The sequence below is a fragment of the Fibrobacter sp. UWR3 genome (assembly GCF_900143055.1).
In the GTDB taxonomy this organism is placed as follows: domain Bacteria; phylum Fibrobacterota; class Fibrobacteria; order Fibrobacterales; family Fibrobacteraceae; genus Fibrobacter.
Genome location: NZ_FRCW01000004.1, coordinates 249,649 through 262,074, shown reverse-complemented (window position 1 = coordinate 262,074; position 12,426 = coordinate 249,649). Strand labels below are relative to the sequence as shown.

The 12,426-nt window shown below is 49.7% G+C and carries 13 protein-coding genes; 1 reads left to right on the top strand and 12 read right to left on the bottom strand.

Features of this window, described 5'->3' with window-relative positions:
- Position 1: 1 nt before the first annotated feature.
- The 3 genes from BUA44_RS06910 to ilvC form a co-directional block, all read right to left on the bottom strand.
- Positions 2-328: a 4Fe-4S dicluster domain-containing protein gene (locus BUA44_RS06910; RefSeq protein ID WP_072810125.1), complete on the bottom strand. Its 327-nt coding sequence runs from the start codon at positions 326-328 to the stop codon at positions 2-4.
- Positions 312-2,054 (bottom strand): adenylyl-sulfate reductase subunit alpha, encoded by a 1,743-nt coding sequence (locus BUA44_RS06905; protein WP_072810439.1) that lies wholly within the window; start codon positions 2,052-2,054, stop codon positions 312-314. The genes BUA44_RS06910 and BUA44_RS06905 overlap by 17 nt, the downstream gene beginning before the upstream one ends.
- A gap of 379 nt (positions 2,055-2,433) precedes the next feature.
- Positions 2,434-3,912 carry a ketol-acid reductoisomerase gene (ilvC, locus tag BUA44_RS06900; protein ID WP_072810123.1) on the bottom strand — a complete coding sequence of 493 codons (1,479 nt, stop codon included), beginning with the start codon at positions 3,910-3,912 and terminating at the stop codon, positions 2,434-2,436.
- Positions 3,913-4,283: 371 nt separating this feature from the next.
- Here ilvC and BUA44_RS15295 point away from each other — a divergent pair, with 371 nt between their 5' ends.
- Positions 4,284-5,630: an IS3 family transposase gene (locus BUA44_RS15295; protein ID WP_143151897.1), complete on the top strand. Its 1,347-nt coding sequence runs from the start codon at positions 4,284-4,286 to the stop codon at positions 5,628-5,630.
- A gap of 73 nt (positions 5,631-5,703) precedes the next feature.
- Here the strand turns inward: BUA44_RS15295 and BUA44_RS15290 are convergent, their stop codons facing one another.
- The 9 genes from BUA44_RS15290 to BUA44_RS06845 form a co-directional block, all read right to left on the bottom strand.
- Positions 5,704-5,883: a hypothetical protein gene (locus tag BUA44_RS15290; protein WP_143151896.1), complete on the bottom strand. Its 180-nt coding sequence runs from the start codon at positions 5,881-5,883 to the stop codon at positions 5,704-5,706.
- A gap of 130 nt (positions 5,884-6,013) precedes the next feature.
- The gene (locus tag BUA44_RS06885) at positions 6,014-6,436 is read right to left on the bottom strand and encodes a DUF2442 domain-containing protein (RefSeq protein WP_072810121.1); all 423 of its coding nucleotides are present in this window, start codon (positions 6,434-6,436) and stop codon (positions 6,014-6,016) included.
- Between the two features lie 2 nt (positions 6,437-6,438).
- Positions 6,439-6,678, bottom strand: a complete 240-nt coding sequence (locus BUA44_RS06880; RefSeq protein ID WP_072810119.1) for a DUF4160 domain-containing protein — start codon at positions 6,676-6,678, stop codon at positions 6,439-6,441.
- A 38-nt stretch (positions 6,679-6,716) separates the two neighbouring features.
- Positions 6,717-6,935 carry a hypothetical protein gene (locus BUA44_RS06875; protein ID WP_072810117.1) on the bottom strand — a complete coding sequence of 73 codons (219 nt, stop codon included), beginning with the start codon at positions 6,933-6,935 and terminating at the stop codon, positions 6,717-6,719.
- A gap of 189 nt (positions 6,936-7,124) precedes the next feature.
- Positions 7,125-8,270, bottom strand: a complete 1,146-nt coding sequence (locus tag BUA44_RS06870) for a fibrobacter succinogenes major paralogous domain-containing protein (RefSeq protein WP_143151895.1) — start codon at positions 8,268-8,270, stop codon at positions 7,125-7,127.
- Between the two features lie 106 nt (positions 8,271-8,376).
- Positions 8,377-9,654, bottom strand: coding sequence for an ATP-binding protein (locus BUA44_RS06865; protein ID WP_088657455.1), 1,278 nt, complete (start codon positions 9,652-9,654; stop codon positions 8,377-8,379).
- 150 nt (positions 9,655-9,804) lie between these two features.
- Positions 9,805-10,401 (bottom strand): alpha/beta hydrolase, encoded by a 597-nt coding sequence (locus tag BUA44_RS06860; protein ID WP_072810110.1) that lies wholly within the window; start codon positions 10,399-10,401, stop codon positions 9,805-9,807.
- 3 nt (positions 10,402-10,404) lie between these two features.
- Positions 10,405-11,556 carry a fibrobacter succinogenes major paralogous domain-containing protein gene (locus BUA44_RS15025; RefSeq protein WP_083579516.1) on the bottom strand — a complete coding sequence of 384 codons (1,152 nt, stop codon included), beginning with the start codon at positions 11,554-11,556 and terminating at the stop codon, positions 10,405-10,407.
- Between the two features lie 79 nt (positions 11,557-11,635).
- A complete protein-coding gene (locus BUA44_RS06845) occupies positions 11,636-12,346 on the bottom strand; it encodes an SDR family NAD(P)-dependent oxidoreductase (RefSeq protein WP_072810102.1) in 711 nt (236 codons plus the stop codon).
- Positions 12,347-12,426: the final 80 nt, after the last annotated feature.

Here is a 12,426-nt window from a genome sequence, read left to right as displayed (position 1 = left end):
TTTAATACTTATTTGATTCCTTGGGGTCGATATCGATCGTCTTGACGCTTCCGTCATTCAGTTCAAAAAACCACTGCACGATATCGTTCTTTTCGCCCTTGACTTTTTCGGTGTGTACCTTGCAGCCCTTGCCGCCGATGTCTTCGCCGAGGAAGAAGCTGATGGCATGAACCGGGCATTCCTTGATGCACGAGGTACAACCCCAGCAGTCCTTGGGGTACTTGATAAACGCTTTCTTGTTCTCGTTTATCTTGATTAACGTGCCGGGGCAAACGTCGTGGCAGCGCCTGCAACCAATGCACTTGCCTTGATCAATGATGATGCTCATAGTTCCTTTGCCCTTCTGCGGTGAGTTCGCGCAAGATGATTTTAATTTGTCCATTTTCGAGACGGGAATTCACGTACTTGCGGAAACGTTCGTTGTCTTTTTCGGGATAGTCGGTGTTTTCGGCAAAACTGTGCCAACGGGTTTCGTGACGTGCGGCCAGGTGCGCAATCACGCTCTTGCAGACCGTCAGGCGTTCCTTGAGCTCGTAGATGTACATGACTTCTTGCAAATCGTCTGCATGCAGGCCACTCACACGAGACTCGATATTTTCTATTTCCCTGAGGGCAATCGCTAGCTGATTTTCGCTATAACGATAGCCTGTCTTGATGCCGCCTGCATAAGTGTCCATAGCCGTTTGCATTGCTTCTTCAAGACTTTCAGCGGTGTCCGCGCCGTTCTTGTTATTGAGGAATATCTCGATTTCTGCGACATGTTCTGCAACCTCCTCTTCCAAAATTTTCCCCAGCGGGTTCACGCCCGGCGCGTCAGTTCCCTGAGCTTGCCGAAGGGCCGACAAACCCTTTACATACTCCACGGCACTCTTCGCCGCAATCTCACCTTCGGCAAGCGCGCCCGTCACGTACTTTTGCGGGGCACCACCGGCAACGTCACCAGCGGCATAGAGCCCTTCGATGGTCGTCGCGCGCTTGGTATCGACCCAGTAACCGCTTGCGGTGTGGCCGCCCACGATATAGGGTTCCGTACCTTCGATTTCCACATTCGCCTTCGACGGCGTGTCGTTTTCAATCCAGCGAATCGTCTGCGACGGCGCCATGTTCAGGTAAGCCTTCAAAAGCGATTCTTCCTGCTCGGGCGTAATCCCAACGGTGCGCAGGTAGCACGGCCCGCGACCTTCCAGATTTTCGGCCACCGTGCCGTACACGCGTTCGGAGGTAGAAATCCCGTACTTCGTCTCGTAAACTTCTCCAAGCGCATTTACCTGCTTCGCACCCACGCCCTGCGCGAGCGTGCCCGTCGGAGCAATCGTATCCTTGCAACGGAGCGCAATAAAACGCATCTCGAAAGTCGTCATCTCGGCACCGTGACGGATACCCATGGCATAACCCGCACCCGTATTGAACGGCGGGTACCACATCTTATGCCGCGAAAATCCCGGATTGTTCGGGCGGTAAAGCCCGGCGGCACCGCCCGTCGCGACAATGACCGCGCGCGCCTCGATGGCGTAAAAAGTATCGTTCTCTATCCCGAAACCGAACGCGCCGTCAATCCTGTTGTCGTGAACGGAAAAATCGAAAATGTTCACGTGGTTCAGCACCTGAACGTTCGGCGCCTTCGCGACTGCCGCAGCCAGAATCGGCTTGATGTTCTCGCCGTTGATTTTGATGTTGCGGTTCCCGCGCGTCACATACTTGCCGTCCTTGTCCTTCAAGATGACAAGCCCGAGCTTTTCCAAGTGCGCGGCGACCTCGTTGAACTTCTCGGAGATGGAATAGAGCAAATCCTCGCGCACGATTCCGTCGGCATCCTTCTTCGCGTATTCCACGTAATCCCTAGGCGTGCGCCCCTCGGTAATGTAGGCATTCAGCGCGTTCACGCCCGCCGCGAGGCAGCCGCTCCGCTTGATGTTCGCCTTCTCGACGACTAGAATTTTGAGGTCAGCGCCTTTATTTTCCGCGGCATTTGACGCGGCAGTAATAGCGGCATAACAGCCGGCCGTCCCGCCGCCTATAATCAACAAATCCGTTTTAAGCCGTTCTATCTTCACAGCATCTCCGTACAACTTTTGGTGCTGCCAAATATAGAACGCGATTTTCACCCCGTCCAATACAATGTTTTTATGCGGAGTTATCGATTTTTTCTATAAGAAAAGCCCATCAAACAAACGACTAGGGAGGGCAAGCCCCTCCCTAAAACCCTCCCGACACTCGAAACAAGTTTCTTCGTGGGCGCCTATTCGGCGCAATAAATTTTTGCAATCAAAAAGCCCGCCGCATTACTGCGACGGACTTTTAAAAATTTATCGTTTGCGACAATCACATATACACTTCTTTCCGAAAGTCGTATAAGCGAGTATAGCGAGGCCGCAGACCCCGAAGCTGTACAACTAGTACAGCGAGAGGGTCGAGAACGAAGCTAGACGAAGCTTAGACAACTTTCGTCATGCCGGACATGCGTTCACGCAGCCACGCTCCGACTTCTTCCACCGGATGCTGACGGATGTTCTTGTTCACCCTGATCAGCTCTTCGTTATCCACAGCGGTGGTCTTGCCTTCGCCGTAGATAGCGCCGATGTCGTCCTTCTTCACTTCGTTCTTCATGAAGTCGGCGAGCAGAGGCACGCACTTGTTGGCGAACAGGTAGCAACCGTATTCGGCGGTATCGCTGATCACGCGGTTCATTTCGTACAACTTCTTACGAGCGATGAGGTTGGCGATAAGCGGAGTCTCGTGGAGAGATTCGTAGTAGGCGCTCATCGGCTTGATGCCCACGGAGCACATGGTTTCGAAAGCGAGTTCCACACCGGCCTTGATCATGGCGGTCATGAGAACGCCGCGGTCGAAGTATTCCTGTTCGGTGATCACCTTGTCGGTAGCTTCGACCTTTTCGAATTCGAGTTCGCCCGTTTCGGCACGCCACTTGAGCAAATCCTTGTCGCCGGCTTCCCAGTCCACCATCATGGTGCTGGAGAACTTGCCGGAGATGATGTTGTCCTGGTGTTCGCAGTAGAGCGGCTTCATGATCTTCTTCATCTTTTCGGCGAGTTCCGTGGCGCGGATCTTGGCCGGGTTGGAGAGACGGTCCATCATGTTGGTGATGCCGCCGTGCTTCAGGGCTTCGGAAATGGTTTCCCAGCCGTACTGGAGCAGCTTGACCGCGTAAGCCGGTTCAACGCCGAAATCCTTCACCATTTTGTCGTAGCAGAGGATCGTGCCGGTCTGGAGCATACCGCAAAGGATGGTCTGTTCGCCCATGAGGTCGGACTTCACTTCGGCAACGAAAGAGCTTTCGAGAACGCCCGGACGGTCGGCATGGAGGCCAGCGGCGTAAGCCTTGGCGTAGTCCCAACCCTTACCTTCGGGGTCGTTTTCCGGGTGCACAGCGATAAGGCAGGGCATACCGAAACCGCGAACGTATTCGCTACGGACTTCGGAACCCGGGCCCTTCGGGGCGACCATGATCACCGTGATGTCCTTGCGGATTTCCTGGCCTTCTTCCACGATGTTGAAGCCGTGGCTGTAAGAGAGGGCGGCGCCCTTCTTCATGAGCTTCATGATGGCCGGGATCACGTTGTGGTGCTGCTTGTCCGGTGTGAGGTTGCAAACGAGGTCTGCATCCGGAATCATTTCTTCGTAGGTACCGACCTTGAAGCCGTTTTCGGTAGCGTTCTTCCAGGACTGGCGCTTCTGTTCGATGGCTTCCTTGCGGAGCGTGTAAGAGACGTCGAGGCCGCTATCGCGCAGGTCAAGACCCTGATGGAGACCCTGGGCACCGCAACCGACGAACACGATCTTCTTGCCCTTGAGGGCTTCAACACCACGGCTGAATTCAGAATGTTCCATGAAACGGCAGTGGCCAATTTCTTCGAGTTGGCGACGCATAGGGATAGAATTGAAATAATTCATTTTTTGAACCTCTGTTAATTAGAATGTTTCCGGGGTCAAATGTAGTAAATTCGGAATTCAGATTTCGGAATTCGGAGTTATTTTCGGATTTTACAGCCTACTATCATAAAACTTCGGCATTCGAAGTTCAAATTTTTCAAAAATTCAACTCTGAAATCCGAACTCATAACTCTGAATTAGGAAGGGGGACGCCTCCCCCTGATTTCAGCCGCATGTCATCCCCGCACCCATTCTCGTCACCCCCGCACACCTTCTCGTCATCCCCGCGAAGGCGGGGATCCGCTATCATCTTGGCGGGGATCTCCCTGCGTCTTCCATCACCCCCTCTGTGATGTGACCCCCGAAAGTTGGACACAGCTTTTGAGGAATTTATGGCTTTCAATCGAAAAAAATGGGAATTGGTCACAAAACTATACAAGGACGGACTGAAGGTTACTGAAATATGTCATCTTACGAACTTTGACAGGCGCGATGTCAGGCATGTATGCAGGGAATATGACATTCTCGGCTGCATGCGCGAACCCAGGAAGAATTTCTATCGCGGGTCGAACGAATTGAGAAAAATGGCAGTTGACGACATAGTCCTAAATTCGTTATCTTATGCCGAGGTAACCGTAAAGTACAACATCAACAGAACGACCTTGAAAGACTGGGTTCACTTGTTCCGGAACGGCGGTTACGAGGAACTGTTCGTGAACAGGCGCAAGGCGAGAAGACGCGGATATGGGAAGGCTGAAGAAGACTGCGAAAACGCCTCAGACCGAGTTGGAGAAACTCGAGGACGAGGTCTATCGTCTTCGTGCGGAGAATGCGCTGTTAAAAAAAGTGAAAGCCTTGGTCGAGGAAAAATACGCCCGAAAACAAGAGACTGGGCGGAAGCCATCAACGACCTAAGGCATGAATACAGGCTTGACGTCCTGTTGGACATCAAGGGGATGGCCCGTTCAACGTTCTATTACTACGTCAAAAACAAACAGATAGACCGATATTCCGGTATTCGAAAACGCATAAGGGAAATACACGCCGAACATGCCGGTCGTTACGGTTATAGACGAATAACGTCGCAGCTGAAAAAAGAAGGCTTTACGATCAATCACAAGACCGTCTATAAGATCATGAGAGACCTTGGTCTGAAGAACGTCCGCAGAAAGAACAAATATCGTTCGTATGCGGGACAAGTCGGGTCGACTGCACCGAACATCGTAAACCGGGACTTCTCTACGACCGGCCCGAACCAGAAATGGACTACGGACGTGACACAGATATCCGTGGGGACCGAAAAATGCTTCCTGTCTCCAATATTGGATATGTACAATGGCGAAATCGTAAGCTACACGATATCGGACCATGCCGACCTTAAAATGGTCATGGACATGCTGGACAAGGCGTATGAACAGCACCGTGTATGGGAAAAACTGCTGATGCACTCGGATCAAGGTTGGCAATACCAGCACTACAACTACCAAAAGTCACTGAAAGACCACAACATAGTACAAAGCATGAGTCGCAAGGGCAACTGCCTGGACAATGCCATGATGGAGAACTTCTTCGGGATAATGAAGTCCGAACTACTTTGCCCGAACAGGTTCAAGGACATGAATCACTTCAAACAGGAGCTGGTGAAATACATCGACTATTACAACAATGAACGGATAAAAACTCGATTAAACGGGATGAGTCCTGTTCAATATCGAATAAATAGGGCGAATATAACCTAATTTTTAAATGTCCAACTTTTTGGGGTCAGTTCACTGCGGGCTTCAGTCGCCAGCCCGCAACGCCTGGCTTTTATTATGGAGTAATTTCTTTGACTGATTCACAAGTGACCAAATGATACGCCCCACCTTGTCCCACATTCATATAATGAAGCGCATTTTCTTTCGCCTCTTCTGGCGATTCTCCAGGCATTACAAGTTGAGACCACTCCCAATGCCCATTTCTTCGTCCGAAAGGACCCGCTTTGTATTTCATACTACAAAGATATTTTCCCATAAAAACAAACCCTTATCCATATCATCAATTTTATCACGCTTTTTCTCAAAAAAATCCTTCGCCCCAACAGCTTAATTTATCCCATGTAAATATAGCTTCCCCTCAGCTACTACGCCACGGTTTTCAGCAGCTCCCTGCCGATACGGCGCAATTCCTCGTCAATGAGTTTCTTTCTTGCCAAAGAGGGTTTTTTCGTTCCGTTTATGTATGCGGCGAACAGGGGCTGAGGAATTCCCAATCGGCGTGCAAACGCCGAGGCGTTCAGTTCAGGAAACAGCCAAAATATGCGGCCAATGGGATTTGTCTTTTTCGGAGAAAAGAATCCCGAAAGTTCCAAGCCCTCGTCCAGATCGTCAAACCACACGCCATCGCAATCTACGCGGCAGTTCTCCAACTGCTTTCGCGTAGCCTTCCGCAGCGGTTCGTAATCTCGGATGAGTTCCCGCCCGATTCGGCCGTCTTTCAGTTCGACACAAACAGCGTCTTTCTCAACCCAAAGCCTTTTTACATCTTTTTCCGTAATTTCGTTCATAATTACCCCAACCCGAAAGTTTCGAACCATTTTCTCACGATAAGTTCGCTGTTTTCAGTCGCTAATTCCTTTGCTTTTGCCATATCCGCATTTGATAACTTTCCAAATACCGGCTCGGCACATCCATTTACAATTTCAAACTTAGCCAGTTTCCCCTGCTTTCTCACATGAACGTGAACAGGTTCATGCTCGTTCATGTAAAAGAAAAAAGAGAAACCGTCTTTTTCAAATATCTTCGGCATAATTCAATATAGGTTATTATTTAATAACCGTCAATAGGTTAAATATTTTTATTGCCATACTCCTTCAAGCATGCTTTAAATATGAGCGTTACCAATTCAGAAACCGTAATTTCCCGCTTTTTCGCTTCAGCCTCAAGTTTTTCGACAACCCACTCAGGCATCTCCCAAACACAATCAACAAAGCCGTCACCAGTTGGCGTTTCGGATATAACCCTAAACGGGAAATCCTCTTTGCATTTTTCGATGTTGTTATCCATACAGCCTCCGTTTTGTGGTCGCAGATCGCAACCGGTTTATTGTTAGAGGCGTCCCCTTCAATCCAAATTTCAGGATAAAAAAGAACGCATCTCACCTTTCTATAGCGAGACGCGTCGGGCATTAATGTACCTAAGTTTCAGAAAATTGGCAAGGGGCGGAAGAAAATTTTACAATCCGTATTCGCCCTGCTAGTCCTTGAGACAACGAACAGAGAACCCGTAGTACCTGTAGTTGCGGTAGTTCAAGTACGCATTCACGGATCCGCTGTTCAATTCCATACCATACGAAAGAGTAGCGCCCATGAACTCAGTGGAACTCCAGAAGTATGCGTAGAAGCCTGTACTATAGAATTGGTAATCGGACAAACTGTAGCCGGCAGGCAACGCGGAAAAGCCGAAACTATCCACACCATTCCCGTTTTTCCCCCAACCTCTCTGAGACTTGAGAGCCTCGCCCAGAGCCGATTGACCACTCACAGCGACAAACAAGGCTTCCCATTCGTCATAGGTCGGCAAGTGCCAATTTGGCGGACAAACCCCCTGCACCTTCTCAGTCAAATTACAGTTCGTGCCATAGCCGCATTTTTTCGAATGACCCCAATTCTTTACAAGTTTTACCGAATCGATTGCCGCAGCCCAAGTGTAAAAGCGACCCGCCACATCGCAATTCTTGGGTTCATTATTATAGCACCATGACCAATCGTATTTCGCATCGCTAGAACTGCCCCGGCCAGGATCAAAGTTCAAATTTTCGGCCATCCATACCTGATCGCCAATCTTCACAGTCTTATAAACCTTGCCATCGCGAGGGTCTATTATAGTATCATACTCTATTTCAGGATTCAAATAAGCCTCTTTCGGCAAATTCCAATCAAAACCATCTAAAGAACTTGACGACAACTCACTTACACTGCTGCTAGAATTTGCCACAGGTTCGCTAGATGCAGGCTGAACCTCAACGGAACTGCTACTAGACTTTGCGTTTGAACTCGAAGACTTCGCCAAACTACTACTAGATTCCGGGGCGTTGCCCGGAATGACGGAGGAGGAACTACCTGACTTCACCGAACTCGACGAATCTTCATTCACGCCACTACTAGACGTCCCAGTCTTTTCACTAGAACTAGATTGTTTCGCGTCGCTCTGTATGTCGCTTGACGAAGACTTCGCCTTTTCACTACTCGACGAAGTCTCTTCGGAGGAATCATCATTCGCCCTAGCAGAAGGCGACCACGACTCGTCATCACCGCACCCGACAACAGCAAACGCCATAATAAGCATGGATCCTATCGCCGCCTTGCGGCTCCAGGACAACAGCACAAGAAACTTCTTCATAAACGCCTCCAAACAATGTTTATCTAAAGAAAATGTAATTTATTTTCACCTAGAAACAACAAAACAAGGCCAAAGCTTCAACACAATAGCCGCCCGTCCATCACGGTCAACGGAACATCTTTCCGCACAGGTAAAGCGGCAAATGCAGTGTTTCCGTTTGTCCGTCATTCGTCACGGCGATATTCTTTTGCGAAAGTACAAATCCTTTCTTAGGCGAAAACCTCTTGCAAAAGACTCCATAGCTTTTCGCTTTCGTGTGCTCTTCCGCCTTGACTTCGATCGGCATCAACTCGTTTTTAATCTCAATCAGAAAATCGAGTTCAGCCTTGTTCTCGGACCGCCAGAAATAAGGGTGCAGCCCCTGCTTCACAAGTTCATTCATTACATAGTTTTCCGTAAACGCACCCTTGAAAGTTGCGTACAGCGGTGTTTCTTCAAGAATCGTGCTGGCGTCAATTCCAGACTTCACGCGCAGTAACCCGACATCGCTCATATAGACCTTGAAAACCGTGCCGTTGGCATTGTTCGATAGCGGCAGTTCCGCATTCGTCACACATTCTAGTTTGTGCAAAAGTCCCGCATTAAAAAGCCATTGCAGCGCATCTTCCAAATCAGCAGCACGCTTGCCCGCCTTCACATGCGAGAACATGAACTTGTTGTTGTCTTTTGCCAGTTGCTTGGGGACGGAATCCCAGATAAGCCCAAGTTTCGGAATATCCGACGGCGGAGCATGCTTCGAAAAATCGTCTCCATAATCCAAGAGAATGTTCTTCAGGATTCGGTCCACTTTTTCAAAATCATTTTCCTGTACAAACGACGCTACCGCAGCGGGCATACCGCCGACAACATAATAAAGTTTTAGATAATTCTGTAACGGAATGGTGTACATTTCCGGTAGCGCACGACGCAGGTCATAGTTCGAAAGACCTTCGAGCAAGGACCGGCCGTCATCAATCGCCATCAAGAATTCCTCAAAACTCATGGGGAACATCTGCAGGCGTTCCACCTTCCCCACGGGGAAAGAAATTTCCGACTTGCGGATAACCACTCCCAGGAGAGATCCAGCGGCAATCACATGAAGCCCGGAACGATCTTCGCAGAAATACTTGAGGCTCGTTATGGCCTTGGGGCACGCCTGGATTTCGTCGAAAAAGACAAGCGTTTTCCCATCCGTAATTTTCTGCTTAGAATAGCGCTCCAGTTCCATAACAATGCGAGTGACACCGAAATCGTACTCGAAGATGGACTGCAGGGCAGTATTTCCCTCGAAATTGAAATACGCCAGATTTTCAAAAAATCGGTTCCCAAAATCCTTGATTGCGTAGGTTTTTCCGCACTGACGCACCCCGGTCACCACCAGCGGCTTACGCCCTGGCTCAGACATCCATTCTATGAAATTTTTCAGTATTTCTCGTTCCACGCTCCAAAAACTACATTATTCATATCAATTTTGCAACTATTTCTGCATTTTTCATACGAATAATGCAACAAAACTCACATTTTTTGCACCAATAAGACCAAAATCGTGTTTTTTTTAGCAATTTAGCATCCACTTATCCAGAAAAACCATCTGCTCGGCGGTGTGGAACCAATGTTCGCCGCCGTCCATTATGGTCAAGGGGGCGCCGATTTTCTGGGCGAATTCGCGCATCGTTTCGAGCGAGGACAGGTTGTCGTTCGAGCCGTACAGAATCTTTGTCGGGATGCGCCATTCAATCGGATTTTCACGCACGTAGCACAGGTATTCCCACGAAAGCGTTTCGCCGAAACTCGTCGGCACCGTTTTCTTTTCGCGGAGTTCCTCTTCGGAGACTCCCGTCCACGCCATCATGTCGCAAATCAGCTTTTCCATGTTGACTATCGGCGAAATAAAGTACGCCTGTTTGACGGGCTTATCGGCCAGCGCATTCATCGAAAAGAACGCCCCGATGCTATTTGCTATAAGGGTCACTTCGCCGTAGCCCGCAGCGACGAAATCAAAATAAACCGGGAATTCCTTCTTGGCATCCCACGGGGTTTCCGCCTTGTAATCGAACCCGAGAACATCGGCATCAGGGAACAAACTTTTGTAATGAAGAGCCTCGTCGGCGTTTCCGCCTTTCCCGTGCACATAAAGGACAAGGCTTTTCATTCGTTAATTGTTCTTGAGACAACGGACGGAGAACGAGAATTTCATGTCGAAATTCATGTACGCAGATTTCTCATCGTAGTACACGCTCATGGAGTACGGCGTGTTTCTAACGTCCATCTTCATCGTAGAACTCCAGAAGTAAGCGTCTTCATCATCGCCGTAGAATTGGCTATTGTCGGCCCTGAAGCCAACAGGCAAGGCAGAAAAACCAAAGGAGTCCGTTCCGTTGCCGTTTTTCGTCCAACCCATCTGCGACTTAAGAACCGTACCCGCAGTCGATTTGCCGCCCACAGCCGAGAACAAAGCTTCCCATTCCGCCTTGTTAGGCAAATGCCAGCCTGACGGACAAATTCCGTACACCGTATCAGGCAAGGCGCAGGCTATACCATATCCGCAAACCAATGACTTATCCGCATAGAGCCTGGCTGAATCTATAGCTGCAGCCCAAGTGTACAGTCGCCCAGCTACATCGCAGGTTGTGCTATCCCCATTATCGTTCTTCCCATAACACCAACTTTTTTCCTTCACACTTAAATCCGAGTCATCATAGTAATTCAGATTCTCCGCCATCCAGATCTGGTCGCCAATTTCCACAGTCTTGTAAACCTTGCCATCGCGAGAATCTATTATAGTATCATACTCTATTTCGGGATTCAAATACGCTTCTTTCGGCAAGTTCCAATCAAAGCCATCCGAGGAGCTAGACAACTTCACCTCGCTACTACTGGAACTTGACTCAATTTCGCTAAAACTTGACTGCACATCAGCAGAGCTGCTGGACACGCTTGTCGAGCAGGAGCTCGACTGCGGTGTGACGACTGAAGAAGACGACTCCGCGACGCTAGACGAGGACTCTGCCAAACTACTACTGGATTCTTCGCTTGCGCTCAGAATGACGGATGAAGAACTACTCGACTTCACCGAACTCGACGACTCTTCATTTTTCGAGGACGAAGACTTCGCCTTTTCACTGCTGCTGGACAGATCCTCGACCGGAGCCGAGGATGATGACCGCACGGAACTGCTCGACTGCAGTGTGACGCTGGAAGAAGACGATTCAACTCCCGGATCATCATTCGACGATGCGGATGAACTGTCGTCGCACCCGACAACAGCAAATGTCACAATGCCTAACGCTGCAAATATTTTTTTCATAAGTCCCCCTTCGCCTCAACGGCCTGTTATTTAATAAAAATATAACCATTCTTACCCCACTTGTCCAGAAAGTGCGGCTTTATCCTTCGAATTTCCAGCCGCAGTCGTTGTGGTAAATCATCTGGCGGGTCATGCCACCGTCGATGCAGATGTTTTCACCGGTGATGAAGCCGGCCTTGTCGCTCGCGAGATAAAGCACCATGTTCGCGATGTCGAGCGGGTTACCGACGCGGCCTGCGGGCTGCTGCGTGGCATCGGGGCCTTCGTAGGTTTTGAAATCCGTATCGATCCAGCCCGGCGAAATGGAATTCACGCGCACGCGACCAGCAAAACTCACAGCAAGTGCATGCGTAAGAGCCGCAATCCCGCCCTTCGCCGCCGTATAGCTTTCCGTTTGCGGTTGGCTCATGCGGTCGCGACTCGAGGAAATGTTTATAATACTTGCACCCGACCCAAAATGCGGTGCGAAAAGTTTCGCGAGGTAGAACGGGGCCGTCACGCCCACGGCCAGCGCATAGCTGAATTCTTCGTAGCTGCACTCGTCAATGCCCTTCATCAGCGGAAGCGCGTTGTTTACCAGCACATCCACGCGCCCGTACTTTTCGATAACGAACTGCGCGAATTTTTCGAGCACATCCTTCTTCGACAAGTCCCCCACAAAGCAGGGATTCTCGCGAATGTCGATGTAGGCGACCTTCGCGCCCTCTTTCTCGAATTCACTCACGACGGCAGCGCCAATCCCGCGCGCCCCGCCCGTCACCACAACCACTTTATTTTCAAACGATTTCATGAGAGAAAATATACACTAAAACGCTCCGAAGCGCACTCCCCTACTTGACGAGCGAACTACATTATCCTATTCTTTCTGCG

Coding starts and splice junctions, on each gene's coding strand:
- BUA44_RS06910 (WP_072810125.1), bottom strand. CDS start 328: ATGAGCATCATCATTGATCAAGGCAAGTGCATTGGTTGCAGGCGCTGC.
- ilvC (WP_072810123.1), bottom strand. CDS start 3,912: ATGAATTATTTCAATTCTATCCCTATGCGTCGCCAACTCGAAGAAATT.
- BUA44_RS15295 (WP_143151897.1), top strand. CDS start 4,284: ATGGCTTTCAATCGAAAAAAATGGGAATTGGTCACAAAACTATACAAG.
- BUA44_RS15290 (WP_143151896.1), bottom strand. CDS start 5,883: ATGAAATACAAAGCGGGTCCTTTCGGACGAAGAAATGGGCATTGGGAG.
- BUA44_RS06885 (WP_072810121.1), bottom strand. CDS start 6,436: ATGAACGAAATTACGGAAAAAGATGTAAAAAGGCTTTGGGTTGAGAAA.
- BUA44_RS06880 (WP_072810119.1), bottom strand. CDS start 6,678: ATGCCGAAGATATTTGAAAAAGACGGTTTCTCTTTTTTCTTTTACATG.
- BUA44_RS06875 (WP_072810117.1), bottom strand. CDS start 6,935: ATGGATAACAACATCGAAAAATGCAAAGAGGATTTCCCGTTTAGGGTT.
- BUA44_RS06870 (WP_143151895.1), bottom strand. CDS start 8,270: ATGAAGAAGTTTCTTGTGCTGTTGTCCTGGAGCCGCAAGGCGGCGATA.
- BUA44_RS06865 (WP_088657455.1), bottom strand. CDS start 9,654: ATGTCTGAGCCAGGGCGTAAGCCGCTGGTGGTGACCGGGGTGCGTCAG.
- BUA44_RS06860 (WP_072810110.1), bottom strand. CDS start 10,401: ATGAAAAGCCTTGTCCTTTATGTGCACGGGAAAGGCGGAAACGCCGAC.
- BUA44_RS15025 (WP_083579516.1), bottom strand. CDS start 11,556: ATGAAAAAAATATTTGCAGCGTTAGGCATTGTGACATTTGCTGTTGTC.
- BUA44_RS06845 (WP_072810102.1), bottom strand. CDS start 12,346: ATGAAATCGTTTGAAAATAAAGTGGTTGTGGTGACGGGCGGGGCGCGC.